Below are 17,368 nucleotides of genomic sequence, written 5' to 3'. Positions count from 1 at the left end.
GACAGCGAGCTGACGTTGCTGTTGATGGTGCTCAGGCTGTTCAACGACGACGCGGTCTTGCCATCGATGGCTTTCTGCAATTGCGACTTGGTGACCGCATCTTGATCTCCCGTCCCATCGGCAAGATTGGTGATCCGTCCGTTATTCACCGAGATGCCTTTGTCACCGCCAGACAGCGTGATGCCGTCCCCCCCCGTCAACGAGATGCCTTTGGTACCGCTCGACAGCGTGATGCCGCCCCCTCCCGTCAGCGAGATGCCTTTGGTATCGCTCGACAGCGCGATGCCGCCCGCTCCCACCAGCGACATGCCTTCGGTACCGCTCGACAGCGTGATGCCGCTGCCACTCAGCGTGATGGGTCCATTGCTGTCCAAAGCGACGCCCGTCGGGCCATAAATCGCTACCTTGCCTTTCCCCAACACGTCTTTGTTCTTCTCGTCTTTCTTATTCGGCTCCATCCGCCCTATCGCTATAAATGCGGGACCATCGCCCTTCTTTGGCGCATCCGCCCCCCCTTTGTCCTCCCCGACATAGAAGCCACTTCCGCCGCATTTCATTCCGAACGGCATCGTTTGACGTTCGTTGCGAGTCCATGCGAGCGACTCTCCCGTCCCCCCCCATGATCCATAGGCGTGGTCCCCCTTCTCCGCGCAATTCACGATCGCCGCCGACCAGGAGGATTCGATACCTCCGTAACAAAGGAGTACCACCACGGCCATCTTGCTCAGGCCGAGCCGGATTTCTCGCCGCGAATTGACCGGCGAAAGCGCGGCACGACATCCGCCTCCCTTGAACACATCGACTTCCGACACCGCCACCCATGACGACAGCGCCGCATTCCAAACGGTTTTATATATCTTATTCACGACGACCTTTCTTATGTCTTCAATAAAAAATATTCACCACATCTTGGGTGGCGACCACATCCAGGCGGCCGGGTAAAACCGGGCCGAGACGAGCGGAGACGACATGCCATCCGCATTTCGAGATACCAGATGCAACCGCCAGAAGCTGGCATATCGTTCATTCCCCGAAGCGCAGGCGCAACGAGGCCGACGCAATGATTGCGTCCATTCGACGGTAATCGAATTAATCAAGCGACTTAGGAGAACCGGCATCAGTCGACCCATCAATCCGGATCGACATGGCGAAATTATGAAACATGAGAAATGGACTTGGATAGTCCTATTTTTCCTATAGGAATCGTCTTATTGACCGAATCACGGCGGCAAACAAAGACTCCACGAACCTCACCGTACACACCTCCCTCTTTTTCGGAACGCTCGCTTCCTGCCTGCGCTACCGGCGCCCTGCTTCAGCTACCGGCGCCCGATCCGCGCACCTCACCGCATATCGACTCAACAATCGAAACAATAAAACCAAATTCATCAACAATCGATATATTCCAAAACAACTAACGACATTGAAATAAAAATCAACACCTCATCACACGAATTACAAACCAAAGGCGAATCAGGGAAAGTCATCAATCCATTTCAACTATTCATTTTTATTTTCATCGGATTTGCATTTAACTTGTCACACGAATTCACCACCCCGAATTACTCGCTTGAAATTCGAATGGCAATTCGCATCCCCGCAATCCCGAAACCCATAACGGAGTCAGGCATGACCAATCTGCAACGTCGCAAGATGCTCGCGCAAACGGCCGGCGCGCTCGCCGCGGCGGGCGTCGCCGCCTCGGCGAAAGCCGCTTCCTTCGGCAATCCCGACAGCCCGCCGGAAGGCGCGATCAATGCCGCCAATCCGCGTAGCCTGGTGGACCCGGGCCCGAAGAATCCGCCGCTCGCCAATCAATTCCCCGCATTCCAGGATCCGCCCGCCACCGACGTGGACGGCATGCCCTTATTCTGGTCCTCGTTCAATAACGCGCATAAGCGAATCCAGAATGGCGGTTGGGCACGCCAGGTTACGCAAGACGATTTTGCAATTTCCGAAACGATTTCCGGCGTGAATATGCGCCTGACGCGCGGCGGCATTCGCGAAATGCATTGGCACCAGCAAGCCGAATGGGCGGTGATGCTGGACGGCCGCTGCCGGATCACCATCCTCGACGAACTGGGCCGCCCGCAGGTGGCCGACGTGAAGCAGGGCGACCTCTGGTATTTCCCGCCGGGGCTGCCGCATTCGCTGCAGGGAATCGGCTCGGACGGCTGCGAGTTCATGATCGCCTTCGACGACGGCAAGGCTTCCGAATTCAATACCCTGCTGCTGACCGACTGGATCGCGCATACGCCGCCCGAGGTGCTGGCGCTGAACTTCGGCGTGCCGGCCGATTCGTTTCGCAACATCCCGACCGACAACCTGTGGATCTTCCAGGGCGACATGCCGGGGCCGCTGGCCGAGGCGCAGCGCGCCGCCGCCTCGTCCAAGGGCTCGCCGCCCTATCCCTTCGTGTTCTCGCTCGGCGACCTGCGGCCGCTGGTGAAGACGCGCGGCGGCGAGGTGCGGATCGCCGACAGCAGCAACTTCAACGCCTCGAAGACGGTAGCCGCGGCGCTGGTGACCGTTCATCCGGGCGGCATGCGCGAGCTGCACTGGCACCCGAACGCCGATGAATGGCAGTACTACATTCAGGGCGAGGCGCGCATGACGGTGTTCGATACCGGCCCCAAGGCGATGACGGCCGATTTCCGCGCCGGCGATATCGGCTACGTGAAGAAGAGCCTCGGCCACTACGTGCAGAACACCGGCACCACCGACCTGGTGTTCCTGGAGATCTTCAAGACCGACCGCTACCAGGAGGTCTCGCTGTCCGACTGGCTGGCCCACACGCCGCCGCAATTGGTCGAGGCGCACCTGAAGCTCGCGCCCGAGGTGATCGCGCAGTTCCCGCGCACGCGCCCCGACGTCGTGCCGCTCTGATGCGCCGTGGCGCGGCCGGCGCCTTCCCGCCGGCCGCGCCACGAGACCGAGACAGGCCCTCCCTCCAGCCCAGAATCCCAATACGACATGTCCTCCATTCCGAGCAAACTTGCCGCCGGCCTCGCGCTGCCGGGCCTTTCCACCGAACGCACCGAACAGGCCGCGCGCGCCGTGCTCGAAGGGCGCCGCCGCGGGCTCGCCGCGCTGCTGCCCTTCGTCGGGCCGGCCGTGGTCGCCTCGATCGGCTACATGGACCCCGGCAACTTCGCCACCAATATCCAGGCCGGTGCCGCCTACGGCTACCAGTTGCTGTGGGTGGTGCTGGCCGCCAATCTGGTGGCCATGCTGTTCCAGGCGATGTCGGCCAAGCTCGGCATCGTCACCGGCCGCAACCTGGCCGAGCTGTGCCGCGACCACTTCCCGGCGCCGCTGGTGTGGACCATGTGGATCGCCTCCGAGATCGCCGCGATGGCCACCGACCTGGCCGAGTTCCTCGGCGGCGCGCTGGCCTTCGCGCTGCTCTGCCATCTGCCGCTGATGGCGGGCATGGTGGCCACCGCGCTGGCCACCTGCGCGATCCTACTGCTCGAGAAACGCGGCTTCCGCCCGCTCGAGGCGGCCATCGCGGCCCTGGTCGGCCTGATCGGCGCGAGCTACCTGGGCGAGCTGCTGATCGCGCCGCAACACTGGGGCTCGGTGGCCTGGCACCTGGTGGTGCCGCAACTGAGCGATCGCACCGCGCTGACGCTGGCGGTCGGCATCATCGGCGCCACCATCATGCCGCACACGCTCTACCTGCATTCGGGGCTCACCCAGCAGCGCACCGCGCCGCGCAACGACACGGAGCGCCGCCGCCTGCTGCGCTTCTCCAACCGCGAGGTGGTGGTCGCGCTCGGCCTGGCCGGCGGCGTGAACCTGGCGATGGTGCTGACCGCCGCCTCGGCCTTCCATCACGGCGCGCCCGGCATGAGCGACATCGGCCAGGCCTATCACGCCCTGATCCCCGTGCTCGGGCCGGCCGCCGGCGCGCTGTTCCTGGTCGCGCTGCTGAGCTCGGGCATCTCCAGCTCGGTGGTCGGCACCATGGCCGGGCAGATCGTGATGCAGGGCTTCATCCATCGCCGCCTGTCGATCTGGCTGCGCCGCGCGATCACCATCGTGCCCGCCTTCGCGGTGGTGGCCGCCGGCTGCGACGTCACGCATGCGATGGTGCTGAGCCAGGTGGTGCTGAGCTTCGTGCTGCCGATGCCGATGATCGCGCTGCTGGTGCTCTCGGCGCGGCGCGAGCTGATGGGCGCGTTCGCGCCGGGCCGCGCGCTGCTCGCGGTGGCGGCCGCCGCGACGCTGCTGATCCTCGCGCTGAACGGCTATCTGATCTGGGCCGCCTGGCAATGACGCGTCGTGCTCCGAAATGAATCGGCAGCACTGAACCTGGTGGGCACGCCATCGCCCCTGTCGCCCCCGACATGAACATGTCAGCGGGGCGACAGGTCTGTCACGAAACCGTGACAATCGCCGCTTTCCCGCGCCCCGCGCGGCCCGATTCGAGGCTGCGGAATTTTTTTCCGATTTCTCTGTGATATCTGTCTGACGTTTGTCGGCCCCCGCCCTCGCCGCCCGCCCCTCGTCAGGAGACCTCACATGTCCAAGCCCCGTCTTCGCGCCGCCGCCGCCATCGCCGCCGCCTGCCTGGCCGCCTTCGCCCCGCTCGGCCACGCGCAATACGCCACCGACTGGATCGCCAACACCTACGGCACGATCGCCTCGCACGTCGGCAACGGCGCGCGCTCGCTGTGGATCGCGCCGGAAGGCGTGGTCTACACGGCCTCGTTCTGGGACGAGAATGCCGGCGGCGTGGGCGTCTACCAGAACGGCAAGACGCTCGGCTCGATCGGCACGCATGCCGAGTTCCAGGGCGGCGCGATCACCGGCAACGCCACCTCGATCTTCACGCCGCTGCAGGGCAAGAACCAGAGCGGCTTCGTCGGCCGCTACAACCGCTCCACCGGGCTACGCGACCTGACCATCAACGTCAGCGTGTGGAGCAACATCAGCAAGTACGACGTGATCACCGGACTGGCCACGGTCGGCACCACACTGTACGCGAGCGACTACTTCGGCAACCGCGTTCGCGTGTTCAGCACCGACGGCGTCTGGCAGCGCGACATCCAGATCGCCAGCCCCGGCGCGCTGGCGCTCGATGCGGCCGGCAACCTGTGGATCGCGCAGAAGAACACCGGCACGATCGTCGAGTACAGCGCGGCCGGCGCCCTGCTCAACACCATCCAGATGGGCGCCAGCGCGCGCCCCTCGGCGCTCTACTACGACACGCCGACCGGCCAGCTGATGGTGGGCGATTCGGGCCCCGACATGAACATCAAGCGCTATTCGGTGACCGGCCAGCCGACCCTGGCCGGCACCTTCGGCGTGACGGGCGGCTACCTAGACACCACCACCGGCATCAAGGGCCAGGTGGGCGACAAGCGCTTCACGCGCGTGGTGGGCATCGGCCGCGACGCGGCCGGCACGCTCTACGTGCTCAACAATCCCTGGGGCGGCGGCTGGGACCTGGGCCGCAACGGCCCCACAGACCTGCAGGCCTACGACGGCAACGGCAACCTGGTCTGGAAGCTGCAGGCGCTGAACTTCGAGGCGCTGGCCGCGCCCGACCCGGCCACCGACGGCGCGCTGTTCTACAGCGGCATGAACATCTATTCGGGCAGCAGCGGCGGCAACTTCGTCGCCAACACGGTCGATCCCTTCGCCTACCCGAACGATCCGCGCCTGTCGATGACCGACTACCAGCGCGGCCAGCATTTCGGACAACTGGTCAGTGTCGGCGGCAACCGCATCCTGGTGGCCAACGGGCAGAACCCCGACATCTACAACTTCTATCACTTCAACCCCGCCGCCAGCGGCTATATCGCGATCCCCGACGGCTCGCTGCCGGGCAAGCTGTTCGGCGCCAGCGCGATCGTCACGGGCGGCTTCTGCCTGGACGACAACGGCGACGTCTGGGCCGGTCTGCAGGGCTCCAGCCAGGTCACGCACTGGCCGTTCGCGGGCTTCAACGCGAGCGGCGCGCCGTCCTGGGGCAAGGGCGTGGCGATGCCGGTGCCGGCCAGCTCGCAGCCGACCTCGCGGGTGATCTACCAGAGCTCGACCGACACCATGGTGCTGGCGCAGGGCTTCGCCGGCTTCTGGGACTGGACCGCGATGAACGGCCATATCGAGATCTATCATGGCTGGATGGCCGGCAATCGCACGCCGAACCCGGTGATCGACCTGGCGAGCCCGAACCCGAAGACGATCGCCGTGGCCGGGCGCTACCTGTTCGTCGGCTACGTGCACACGGTGCCGAACATCGACGTGTTCGACCTCGCCACCGGCAGCCTGGTCACCACCCTGGTCAACACCAATACCGCCTCGATGGATGTCGGCAACGACGTCGACTCGATGTTCGGCCTGCGCGCCTACCTGAGCTCGACGGGCCAGTACGTGCTGACCAAGGACAATTACAATGGCTCCAGCATCGTCGTGTACCGGTGGACGCCCTGATCCGCTCGCCCGAGCGGACGGGACGAGCGGCCGGCACGACGCCCTCTCCCGACCCATCGATACCGGAACGCCCTTGCTCGACCTCGACGACATGCGCATGATCCGCGCGCTCGGCGCCGCGCGTTCGCTGGCCGCCGCCGCGCGCCTGCTCGATCTCACGCCGCCGGCCGTGACCTCGCGCCTGCAGCGGCTGGAAGAACGGCTCGGGCTGCGCCTCGCGCTGCGCGAGGCGCGCGGCGTGACGCTGACCGAGGAAGGCCGGCAACTGCTGCAGGAAGCCGTCGAACTGCTGGAGCGGATCGAGTCGATTCCGGCGCGCCTGGCCGGCGACAGCGGCCAGGTGGGCGGCAAGCTGCGCATCGTCGCGCCGTTCGGCTTCGGCCGCGCCCACGTCGCGCCGATCGTGCGCGACCTGCATCGCGACCATCCCCGGCTGCAGATCTCGCTGCAACTGGCCGACAACCCCTTCGCGGCCGCGCCGGACGCCGACGTGGTGGTGCATATCGGCCAGATCCGCGCCTCGTCCTGGATCGGCCACCATCTCGCGCCCAACGAGCGGCTGCTGTGCGCGAGCCCCGAGCTGGCGCGGCGCCTGGTGCTCTCGCATCCCTCCGAGCTGACCCGCTACCCCTGCCTGTGCCTGCGCGAGAACGACGAGGAGCAACTGCGCTGGCGCTTCACGCCCGACGTGCCGCCCCGCCGCGGCGCGCCACCGGCCAAGCCGGTGACGGTGCGCGTGAGCGGCCTGCTCGGCTCCAACGACGGCACCGTGATCAGCGACTGGGCCGCGGCGGGCCTGGGCATCATCGAGCGTTCGGAATGGGATGCGGCGCCGCTGATCGCGGCCGGGCGGCTGGTGCGCGTGCTGCCGGGCTGGCGGCTCGCGCCGGCGCCGGTGATGGCGCTGGTGCCGGATCGCCGGCAGCTGACGATCCGCCAGCGCCTGTTCCTCGAGGCCGCCAGGCGCGCGCTCGATCCGCCGCCGTGGCGGCGCTCGGCCGGCACTGCGGCGCAATGAAAAACGGGAGGTCGTTGCACTCGCAACGACCTCCCGTTTGCATCGAGGGCATGGATGGCGCGGCGGACCTCGCAGGGCCCCCCGCGAACTTCAGCCCGCCGCGCCGATCAGCGCGCAGAACTTCTCCAGGTCGACATTGCCGCCGCTGACGATGACGCCCACGCGCTTGCCCTCGAGCTCCGCCTTGCGCTGGCGCACCGCCGCGAAGGACAGGCAGCCGGTCGGCTCGACCAGCATCTTCATGCGCGAGGCGAAGAAACGCATGCACTCGACCAGCTCGGCATCGCTGGCGGTCAGGATCGCGTTCACGTCGCGGCGGATGATCGGGAAGGTCAGATTGCCGAGATGCTGCGTCTGCGCGCCGTCGGCGATGGTCTTGGGCGTATCGATATGGACGATCGAGCCCGAGGCGAAGGATTGCTGGCCGTCGTTGCCGGCTTCCGGCTCGACGCCGTAGAGCTCGGCGCCCGGCGACAGCTCGCGGGTGGCCAGCGCGGTGCCCGACAGCAGCCCGCCGCCGCCGAGCGGCGCGAACACGGCGTCGAGCGCGCCCACTTCCTGGAACAGCTCGGCGGCCGCCGTGCCCTGCCCGGCGATCACGTCGGCGTGGTCGTAAGGCGGGATCAGCGTGAGGCCTTCCTTCTCGGCGAGCGCGCGGCCGATCTGCTCGCGGTCGTCCCGGTAGCGGTCGTAGATCACCACGCGGCCGCCGTAGCCACGCGTGGCGGCCACCTTGGCGGCCGGCGCGTCGTGCGGCATCACGATGGTGGCCGGCATGCCGAGCAGCCTGGCCGACAGCGCGATGGCCTGCGCATGGTTGCCCGAGGAGAAGGCCACCACGCCGGTCTTGCGCTGCGCCTCGCTGAAGCGCGACAGCGCGTTGAAGGCGCCGCGGAACTTGAAGGCACCCATGCGCTGGAGGTTCTCGCACTTGAAGAAGACCTGCGCGCCCAGTTCCTCGTCGACGGTGCGCGAGGTCAGCACGGGCGTGCGGTGGGCGTGACCCGCGATGCGTTCGGCGGCGGCGGCGACATCGGCATAGGTCGGGAGGTTCGGCTGGCTCATGAGGGGCTCACTGGGACGGATCGATGGAAATCGAGCTCGGTCGGCTGGACCGGATTCGAGATATTTTGTCCAAATCGATACTTTTTGTCAAATTCGATGAAGGCGCGCGAACCGCGCATCGAACCCGCAGCTTAAGACAGAAGGCGGCGCGCCGGCATTCAGGCGCGTTGAATGCCCGGTTTCGCGGCGCTTAATCCCGGCGCGGCGCGGCGCCCCTATCATGCTCGAACCGAAACCCGACGCGGCCGGGCCTTGCCCGGCGCCGCGCTCCCCGAAGGATCCCATGATGCGAATCGACACGCTCCCCACCCCGTCGGCCCTGATCGACGTGCCGCGCATGCAGCGCAACATCGAGCGCATGCAGCAGCGCCTGGACGCGCTCGGCGTGCGCTTCCGCCCGCATGTGAAGACCACCAAGTGCGAGCCGGTGGTGCGCGCCCAGCTCGCGGCCGGCGCGCGCGGCATCACGGTCTCGACGCTCAAGGAAGCCGAGCAGTTCTTCGCGCAGGGCATCGACGACATCGTCTACGCGGTCGGCATGGTGCCCGGCAAGCTGCCCCAGGCGCTGGCGCTGATCCGGCGCGGCTGCGACCTGAAGCTGGTGGCCGACAGCCTGGTTTCGGCCAAGGCGATCGCCGCCTTCGGCCGCGAGCAGGGCGCGAGTTTCGAGGTGTGGGTGGAGATCGACGTGGACGGCCATCGCTCCGGCCTCGCGCCCGCCGACGAGCGCCTGATCGAGGTGGGCCGCGCGCTGGTGGACGGCGGCATGCAGCTCGGCGGCGTGCTCGCGCATGCGGGGTCGAGCTACGACTATCACCGCCACGAGGACCTGGTGCGGATCGCCGAGCAGGAACGCGCCGGCGCGGTGCTGGCGGCCGAGCGGCTGCGCGCGGCGGGCCTGCCCTGCCCGGTGGTCAGCATCGGCTCGACGCCCACCGCGCTGTCGGCCGAGCGGCTCGAGGGCGTGACCGAGGTGCGCGCGGGCGTGTATGTGATGTTCGACCTGGTGATGCACAACGTCGGCGTGTGCGGCACCGACGAGATCGCGCTGAGCGTGCTGACCACCGTGATCGGCCACCAGGAGGAAAAAGGCTGGGCGATCGTCGACGCGGGCTGGATGGCGATGAGCCGCGATCGCGGCACCCAGCGCCAGGCGCGGGACTTCGGCTACGGGTTGGTATGCGCCGAGGACGGCAGCGTGCTCGACGGCTACCTGCTCGGCAGCGCGAACCAGGAGCACGGCATCCTGCAGCGCGTGGGCGAGCCCGATCGGGAGATCGCCACGCGCCTGCCGATCGGCACGCGGCTGCGGATCCTGCCGAACCATGCCTGCGCCACCGGCGCCCAGCATCCCGAGTACCAGGCGATCGCGGCCGACGGCTCGGTGCAGACCTGGCCGCGCTTCTACGGCTGGTAAGCGCGGCCGAGCGCCTCCCGCCTCACCAGGGCCAGGCCACGCGCGTGCCGAGCCGCGCCTGTTCGGCGCGCTCGAGCAGCATGCGCGCCACGGTCAGGTCCTGCAGCGCCAGGCCCGTCATGTCGAATACGGTGATCTCGTCGGCGCCGCGCGGGAAGGCCCCGGGCGCGGCCAGCAGTTCGCCGAGTTCGGCGCACTCGCGCTCGGGCACCCACTGCGCCTCGCCGATCTGGCGCGCCTGCGCGCGATCGTCGACCACCAGCCGCGCGCGGTCGAGCAAGCCCGCCGGCAGCTCGCGCTTGCCCTTGGTATCGGCGCCGACCGCGTTCAGGTGCGTGCCGGGCCGCACCGCCTCCAGCCCGAACAGCGCGCCGCCGCCCGGCGTGGCCGTGATCACGATATCGCTGCCGGCCACCGCCGCATCGGCATCGCGCGCGGCCGAGATCGCGCAGCGCGCGCCGAAGCGCGCCTCGAAGGCCGGATCGGGCTCGCGCGCGGCCGTCAGATAGACCACCGAATCGATCGAAGGCAGCAGCCGCAGCGCGAAATCCAGCTGCACGCCCGCCTGCACGCCGGTGCCGAACACGCACAGCCGACGGCTGTCGGGCCGCGCCAGCGCGCGCAAGCCGAGCGCGCCCGCCGCGCCGGTGCGCATGGTGGTGATCGCATTGCCGTCGATCACGCAGCGCGGCCGCCCGGTGGCCGGATCGACCAGCATCACGGTGGCCTGGTGCGGCTCGCCGCCCAGGCCGCGATTGGCGGGCCAGAAGCCGGCCGCCTTGAAGCCGAGCAGCGCCTCGTCGGGCACGTCGCCGGCCTTGATGCCGAACACGCCGCCACCGGCCAGCGGCTCGCGGATCACCGGGAACACGCGCCCGGCGCCGCGCCGGTGCAGGTCGAAGGCGGTCTCGACGGCGGCCAGCACGTCATCGGGCGTCAGCAGGCGCTCCACCACGTTCTTGTCGAGCAGCAGCAATTCGGCCTGGTTTCTCATCGTCGGGCTCCGTCCTCATCCATGTTTCGTTCGCGCGGAGGCACGCCATCCTGGCGCGCCCGTTGCCGAGCGGCAATCGGTCATTCCCGCTATTGTACATTTTTTCTATTATTGTATATTTCGTCCAGTTCACGAATCCGTTCGCCGCCGCCCGTCCATTCCTCCGGAGTCCCTACCATGTCCGAACTCGATACGGCCCTGCCGATCCTCACCGCCAATTGCGCGAGCATCGCGCCGCCCGCCGGCCATTACTCGCATGTCTGCGTGGCCGCCGGCCTGGTCCACGTTTCGGGCCAGTTGCCCGTGTCGGCGGCCGGCGAGCCGCTCGCCGCGCGCCCCTTCGAGGAACAGGTCCGCCAGGTGCTCGCCAATCTCGACGGCTGCCTGGCGCAAGCCGGCGTGACGCGCGCGGCGCTGGTGCAGGTGCGTGTCTACGTCACCGATATCGCCATGTGGCCGGTCTTCAACCGCCTCTACGCCGAGTGGATCGGCGCGCATCGCCCGGCGCGCGCGGTGGCCGGCGTGAGCGAGCTGCACTACGGCGCGGCCGTCGAGGTCGAGGCCGTCGCGCTGGCGCGTCCCGCCTGAGCCCCGTCAATCAGGAGTCCCGAGATGAATCCGCAACGCAAGCTCACCCGCTGGATCCTGCTCGCGATGGCGCTCGGCGTCGCGGTCGGTTATGCCTGCCACCTGGCCGCGGGCAGCGCCGCCGAGGCCAACGCGATCGCCGCAAACTTCGCGATCGTCACCGACATCTTCCTGCGGCTGATCAAGATGATCATCGCGCCGCTGGTGTTCGCCACCCTGGTGTCGGGCATCGCCAGCATGGACAACGCCGGCACGATCGGCCGCATCGGCCTGCGCGCGATCGGCTGGTTCGCTTGCGCCTCGCTGGTCTCGCTGGCGCTGGGCCTGGCCTTCGTCAATCTCGCGCAGCCGGGCGCGCATCTGGACATCGCGCTGCCCGCCGCGAGCCAGTCCACCCACCTGAAGACGGACGCGCTGAACCTGAAGGACTTCCTCACCCACCTGTTCCCGCGCAGCATCACCGAGGCGATGGCGAACAACGAGATCATGCAGATCCTGGTGTTCTCGGCCTTCTTCGGCATCGCACTGGGCAAGCTGCGCGGCGAGCCCGGGCGCTTCCTGAAAGGCGCCATCGACGGGTTGGTGGAGGTGATGCTGCTGGCCACCCATGCCGTGATGGGCTTCGCGCCGCTCGGCATCTTCGCGGCCATCGCGGGCGTGGTGACGGTGCAGGGGCTGGCGGTGATCCTCACCTACGGCAAGCTGATCGGCTGGTTCTATGTCGCGCTCGCCGCGCTGTGGCTCGCGCTGTACGCGATCGGCCGCGCCTGCCTGGGCCCGCGCATGCGCGAGCTGGCCGTGTCGATCCGCGAGCCGGTGATGATCGCCTTCTCCACCGCCAGCAGCGAGGCGGCCTACCCGAAGCTGATCGAGGTGCTGCAGCGCTTCGGCATCCGCAAGCGGCTGGTCGGCTTCGTGCTGCCGCTCGGTTACTCGTTCAACCTCGACGGCTCGATGGTGTATCAATCCTTCGCGGCGATCTTCGTGGCGCAGGCCTTCAACGTGCCGATGTCGCTGGGCCAGCAGGTCTCGATGCTGCTGATCCTGATGATCAGCAGCAAGGGCATGGCCGCCGTGCCGCGCGGCTCGCTGGTGGTGGTCGCGGCGATCCTGCCGATGTTCCACCTGCCCGAGGCGGGCTTGCTGCTGGTGATGGGCATCGACCAGTTCTTCGACATGGGGCGCACCGCCACCAACGTGCTCGGCAACAGCATCGCCACCGCCGTGCTGGCGAAGTGGGAAGGCGAACTGGGGCCGCGCGTCGAGCCGGGCCAGGGCCAGGCCGAGGCCGAGGCGGCAAACCCGCCCGAGCTTGTGCAGGCGGACGTGGTGACGCCCGTCGAAGCCCAGCCGCGCTGATATCGCCACGCCAATGAAAAAGCGCCGGCCCGCTCGCGCGGGACCGGCGCTGTCTCGTTCCGGACAGGCCGCGAGCGGCCCCTCCGAAGCGATATCGATCAGGACGTCAGAACTTGTGGCGGATACCCACGCGCGCGGCCACCTGGTTGCTGGTGCCGTTGCCCGACGGGCCGAAGAAGGCCGTGCTCGAGCCGATCTGCGCCTGCACGTCCTGTGCACCGTTGCGGCCCGAGGCCTTCTGGTAGATCGCCAGCAGGTAGACGTCGGTGCGCTTGGAGAGCGCGTAGTCGAGGCTCGCGTCGACCTGGTTCCAGTGGCCGCCGAACGCGTCGTGCATGCGCGTGTAGGTATAGGCCAGGCCGCCCGCGAGAGCCGGCGTGAAGTTGTAGCGGCCGCCCACGTCCACCGCGTCGAGCGCCGTGGTCGCGCCGTTCAGCGCCTCGATGCGGGTGTTCGTGTACAGCGCGAACAGGGCCGCGTTGGCGAGCTGGTAGCGCGTGCCGACGCCGAAGGTGCGCAGGTCCTTGCCGCCGCCGGTGCCGCCCGCCGCCACGTTGGCGATCGAGGTCGGGAAGGCCGGGACTTCGGCGGTCGGGTAGCTGATGTCGGTGTAGGCCGCGCCGATCGAGAAGGCGCCCGCCGCGTAGTTCAGGCCGAAGCTGTAGGCACGCGAGGAACCGGTCGAGCCGTTCACCGGCGCCGAGCCGCTGAATGCGCCGGCCTGGTTCGAGAAGCCGTACAGGGCACCGAAGGTGACGCCCGAGAAGTTCGCCGACGAGAACTTGACCGCGTTGTTGATGCGGCTGTTCACCAGTTGGTCGAAGTCGTTGATGTGGTACGCGTAGTTGCCCGCGACGGTGTTGGTGCCGGCCGAATACTGGTTGCCGAGCACGTCGGTGGAGAACGTGTACTGGCGACCGAAGGTCAGCGAGCCGATGCCGTTCTTCGACAGGCCCACATAGGCCTGGCGGCCGAACATCGCGCCGCCCTGGTTGATCGCGCCGGTGCCGGTGTTGAAGCCGTTCTCGAGCAGGAAGATCGCCTTCAGGCCGGAGCCGAGGTCTTCCGAGCCGCGCAGGCCCCAGCGCGTGCCCTGCGCCACGCCGTCGTCGTACTTGAAGCGCTTGGCCGAGCCGGTGGTGCCCACCGCGCTGTGGTTGACGTAGCTGATGCCGGTGTCGATCAGGCCGTAAAGCGTCACGCTGCTCTGGGCGTGCGCGAGGGAAGCGAAAGCGGCGATTGCCGCGGCGGCGGTCATTTTCTTGAGCAAGGTCGTCTCCTGCGAACGGCGCTGCCGGGCCGTGCGCGAGCACGGCGAGCGAGGCAGCACCGAATCTGGTGCGGTGTGAATTGAGTGTTATCGAAGCGATGGCCGGTTGTGCCGGCAGCGCCCGAACCGGTTGCGCGAACGTGTCGCCGCGTTGGCCGGTATCGGCGCGGTGGATGTCGGGATGACCGCGGCGCGAGTGTACTGCCTCGGCTCGCCAGGCCAAAGAGAAGTGTCGATTCGCTGTCGAATCAGTTGCGAAATTGCATCGTTTTCGGCGTTGGCGAAGGCACAAAAACAAACAGGAAGCAGCAATCCGTAAGGGTTGTCACGGAGAAAGCGGGCGGCGCGATGCCAGGAAGTGTGGCGGATCGAGGCTCGCGAAGCGGCTGTTCGCAGGCGCTTCGCATTTCGATACGCCGCTTCGCGTCATGCGTTTCGATACGGTTTTCCGCAGGAAATCGGGCTTTTCTAGGGGGTTTTGCGCGGAAACCGGGAAGGACGCCATTCGCGCGCCCGGCCTTTCGCTTCGCATGAAGCCGCCCTTCGTCACCTCGCCTGAGCCGGCGCTCAGGCTTGCAGCGGCGTGAGCAGCGGCTGCCCGGCGAAGTGGCGCGCGGCGTTCTCGAGAAACAGCTCGATGGTGCGATCGCGCGCCTCCGGCGACGTGCCGGCCACGTGCGGCGTCAGCACCACCGAATCGAGCCCGACCAGCTCGGCGGGCGGCTCGGGCTCGCCTTCATAGACGTCCAGGCCGGCACCGGCGATCCGGCCGTCGCGCAGCGCGGCGGCCAGCGCGGCCGTGTCGACCACGCTGCCGCGCGAGACATTGACGAGGAAACCGCGCGCGCCGAGCGCCGCCAGCACCGCCGCGTCGATCAGGTGCCGCGTGTCGGCGCCGCCGGGCGTGGCGACCACCAGGTAGTCGGCCCAGCGCGCCAGCTCGACCACGGCCGGGAAGTAGCGGAATTCGGCGCCCTCGCGCGGCCGGCGGTTGTGATAACCGATCTCCAGATCGAAGGCGGCCGCGCGGCGCGCGATCTTGGCGCCGATCCGGCCCAGCCCGACGATGCCGATCCGCTTGCCGGAGAAATTCGGCTGCATCGGCAGCGCGTCGCGCCAGACGCCGGCCCGGCACGCGGCATCGAGCCGGACCACGCCGCGCACCGTCGCCAGCAGCAGGGCGAAAGCGTGATCGGCCACGCAATCGTCGTTGGCGCCCACCCCGTGCGCGATCGCGATGCCGCGTCGGCGTGCCGCCGCCACCGGCAGGTTCTCGTAGCCGGCACCGAGCGCATTGAGGAAGACGAGCCCGGGCAGGCGCGCGAGCTCGTCCTCGGTGAGGCCGGTGCTGCCGTTGGTCAGCACCGCCTCGACCTTCGCGCCGTGCTCGGCCACCGCCTGCGCGCGCGAGGCCTCGTCGGGGGCATGGATCAGGTCGAACTGCGCGGCGATGGCGGCGCGCGCGTCGTCGCGCAGCGGAATCAGGACCAGCAGGGTCGGCTTCATCGCGATTCACCGGGAACGGGCGGGGATGCCGGGCAGTGTAGCAAGCAGGGGCTGGCGCGCGGCTGGCGGGTAAATGGCAGCAAGCCGGAGCGATGCGAATGCGGCGTCACATTCGACGTCATGGTGGAATGCGCCGACGAAGCCACCCGAATTCCAATGCAATCGCCTCGCCCCGCGATTCAGCGGCGCCCGTCACCTCGCCTCAAATCAGCAGATCCTCGTAGAACGCGCCGAACGACCGCGTCGGATGCGCGATCTGGATCTCCAGCACCCACAGCCCGCAAGCCGGCACGCCGGGATAATCGCCGAGATTGCCGGCCTTGTGGATCGCGTGCGGGAAATCGCTGACGCGATGGCCCTTGATATCGACGTTCAGGCGCCAGCCATGCGCCTCGGCGCGCTCGGCCGCGTAGCGATAGAGCTCGGTGCCGCCCGCGCCGCTGACGCGCCAATGCTCGGCCACCTCGTCGAACACCGTCTTCGCGGCGCGCGCGCAGGCCTGCATCGCCGCGTCGCCGCCCACCACGAAGGTGGCGCCCGCGTCGCCCTCGTGGCGGTCCCAGACCGCGCCGAGATCGACGAAGAAGATGTCGTCGGCGGCCAGCACCGGGTCGTGCCCGGGACGCTCCTTGAAGGTCTTCAGCGTGTTCTCGCCGAACCGGATCAGGATCGGGTGCCAGAGGCGATCCATCCCCATCTCATGCAGCAACGCCTTGCAGCGTGCGTTCGCCTCCGATTCGCGCATCCCCACGCCGATTTCCAGCGCCATCGCGTCCACCGCGCGCCAGGTCATGGCGCGCGCATGCTCCATCGCCGCCATCGAGAAATGCTCGCCCACCGCCTGCCTGCCGTCGTCCATCCTGTCTTCCATCGCCTCGAATTCCTGGTTACGGGTCCGCCGATCCCGACATGCCGCGGATATCGGCATCGTTATATTCTGCTGTATATTACGTGACATCTCGCAACCCCGATCTACAGGATCGTGCCGGCGGCGCGGTGGCCCGCTGTTCGGGCCCGCGGCCGCGCGTGGCGCGACAGGTGCATGAGCATGTCAACACAATGGACGGACGATGAGGTCCGGCATGGCGAACTGTCGGCGCGGATCGTGCCGGTGCGGCGCCGCGACGATACCGAACGCGCGGCGCTGATCGTCGACGTGGTGGACGCGTTCGCGCGGCTGCGCGGCAGCCTGGTGCGCTTCGTCGCGCTGTTCGCCGACGCCCGGACGCAGGCGGCCTACCCCGCCGCGGCCGCGCATGCGGGGCACGCGGCGGTCGATTCGCTGCGCTTCGACGTGCTGCTCGCCGCCCTGGTGCTGAGCGCGGAACGCGCGCGCTTTCGCCGGCTCGCCGAGCTGCGCGGGCTGGTCGAGCGCGTCACGCGCGCCGAAACCTTTCGCGACGTGATCTTCGCGCCGCCGCCCTCGGCCGGCCCCGCCGCGCTGCGCGAGGCGGCGCTCTCGCTGGAACGCCTCGACGCCGAGCTGATCGGCCTGTGCGTCGAGCATGTGCTCGAAAGCCGGACGCGCGACACGCTGGCCGCCGCGCGCCCCTCGAAGGAGGCTGCCGATGGACACTCCCCCCAAGCTCCCGCCGCGCCGCGCCGTGCGGCGCGTCGAGCCCCCACCCGCCATGCCGCCGTCGCGGCCGAGCCGGATGTCGCCGTCGCCGGATCGCTGCTCTGAGGCGGGCGACGGCGCCGCAGCCA

General features: G+C 68.2%; 14 protein-coding genes and 1 pseudogene. 9 read left to right on the top strand and 6 right to left on the bottom strand.

Annotated features, from left to right (window positions below):
- Positions 1-26 precede the first annotated feature (26 nt).
- Positions 27-149: pseudogene (locus F3J10_RS36535) on the bottom strand (hypothetical protein); the annotation flags it as partial.
- A gap of 31 nt (positions 150-180) precedes the next feature.
- Here F3J10_RS36535 and F3J10_RS36295 point away from each other — a divergent pair.
- From F3J10_RS36295 to F3J10_RS16560, 5 genes are all read left to right on the top strand, one after another.
- Positions 181-396 (top strand): hypothetical protein, encoded by a 216-nt coding sequence (locus F3J10_RS36295; RefSeq protein ID WP_240154564.1) that lies wholly within the window; start codon positions 181-183, stop codon positions 394-396.
- A 1,233-nt stretch (positions 397-1,629) separates the two neighbouring features.
- Positions 1,630-2,886 carry an oxalate decarboxylase family bicupin gene (locus F3J10_RS16575; RefSeq protein WP_025100051.1) on the top strand — a complete coding sequence of 419 codons (1,257 nt, stop codon included), beginning with the start codon at positions 1,630-1,632 and terminating at the stop codon, positions 2,884-2,886.
- 87 nt (positions 2,887-2,973) lie between these two features.
- Positions 2,974-4,281 (top strand): Nramp family divalent metal transporter, encoded by a 1,308-nt coding sequence (locus F3J10_RS16570; RefSeq protein WP_167233529.1) that lies wholly within the window; start codon positions 2,974-2,976, stop codon positions 4,279-4,281.
- Positions 4,282-4,527: 246 nt separating this feature from the next.
- Positions 4,528-6,444, top strand: a complete 1,917-nt coding sequence (locus F3J10_RS16565) for an SMP-30/gluconolaconase/LRE-like region family protein (protein ID WP_167242502.1) — start codon at positions 4,528-4,530, stop codon at positions 6,442-6,444.
- Positions 6,445-6,517: 73 nt separating this feature from the next.
- Positions 6,518-7,462 carry a LysR substrate-binding domain-containing protein gene (locus tag F3J10_RS16560; protein ID WP_167242501.1) on the top strand — a complete coding sequence of 315 codons (945 nt, stop codon included), beginning with the start codon at positions 6,518-6,520 and terminating at the stop codon, positions 7,460-7,462.
- 90 nt (positions 7,463-7,552) lie between these two features.
- On the opposite strand, the gene F3J10_RS16555 is transcribed toward F3J10_RS16560, so the two are convergent.
- A complete protein-coding gene (locus tag F3J10_RS16555; protein WP_166913376.1) occupies positions 7,553-8,527 on the bottom strand; it encodes a threo-3-hydroxy-L-aspartate ammonia-lyase in 975 nt (324 codons plus the stop codon).
- A 286-nt stretch (positions 8,528-8,813) separates the two neighbouring features.
- On the opposite strand from F3J10_RS16555, the gene F3J10_RS16550 reads away from it, so the two are divergent.
- Entirely contained in the window at positions 8,814-9,944 is a 1,131-nt protein-coding gene (locus F3J10_RS16550; protein WP_167242512.1) for a DSD1 family PLP-dependent enzyme, read from the top strand.
- A gap of 22 nt (positions 9,945-9,966) precedes the next feature.
- Here F3J10_RS16550 and F3J10_RS16545 read toward each other — a convergent pair whose 3' ends face one another.
- A complete protein-coding gene (locus F3J10_RS16545; RefSeq protein WP_167242500.1) occupies positions 9,967-10,938 on the bottom strand; it encodes an ornithine cyclodeaminase family protein in 972 nt (323 codons plus the stop codon).
- A 177-nt stretch (positions 10,939-11,115) separates the two neighbouring features.
- Between F3J10_RS16545 and F3J10_RS16540 the strand changes: the two genes are divergently transcribed.
- Positions 11,116-11,526: a RidA family protein gene (locus F3J10_RS16540; RefSeq protein ID WP_047837990.1), complete on the top strand. Its 411-nt coding sequence runs from the start codon at positions 11,116-11,118 to the stop codon at positions 11,524-11,526.
- Positions 11,527-11,550: 24 nt separating this feature from the next.
- Positions 11,551-12,885 (top strand): dicarboxylate/amino acid:cation symporter, encoded by a 1,335-nt coding sequence (locus tag F3J10_RS16535; protein WP_167242499.1) that lies wholly within the window; start codon positions 11,551-11,553, stop codon positions 12,883-12,885.
- Between the two features lie 106 nt (positions 12,886-12,991).
- Here the strand turns inward: F3J10_RS16535 and F3J10_RS16530 are convergent, their stop codons facing one another.
- From F3J10_RS16530 to F3J10_RS16520, 3 genes are all read right to left on the bottom strand, one after another.
- Positions 12,992-14,155, bottom strand: coding sequence for a porin (locus F3J10_RS16530; protein WP_167242498.1), 1,164 nt, complete (start codon positions 14,153-14,155; stop codon positions 12,992-12,994).
- A gap of 567 nt (positions 14,156-14,722) precedes the next feature.
- Complete coding sequence (locus F3J10_RS16525) at positions 14,723-15,661, bottom strand: 2-hydroxyacid dehydrogenase (RefSeq protein ID WP_036054186.1); 939 nt, start codon at positions 15,659-15,661, stop codon at positions 14,723-14,725.
- Positions 15,662-15,863: 202 nt separating this feature from the next.
- Entirely contained in the window at positions 15,864-16,520 is a 657-nt protein-coding gene (locus F3J10_RS16520) for a M24 family metallopeptidase (RefSeq protein ID WP_167242511.1), read from the bottom strand.
- 189 nt (positions 16,521-16,709) lie between these two features.
- Between F3J10_RS16520 and F3J10_RS16515 the strand changes: the two genes are divergently transcribed.
- Positions 16,710-17,345 carry a hypothetical protein gene (locus F3J10_RS16515; protein WP_167242497.1) on the top strand — a complete coding sequence of 212 codons (636 nt, stop codon included), beginning with the start codon at positions 16,710-16,712 and terminating at the stop codon, positions 17,343-17,345.
- Positions 17,346-17,368: the final 23 nt, after the last annotated feature.

The organism is Burkholderia sp. Cy-637, from assembly GCF_011753175.1.
Taxonomy (GTDB): Bacteria; Pseudomonadota; Gammaproteobacteria; order Burkholderiales; family Burkholderiaceae; genus Burkholderia; species Burkholderia gladioli.
Note: the sequence above shows the minus strand (reverse complement) of the source record. Positions and strands in the feature narration are given on the sequence as shown.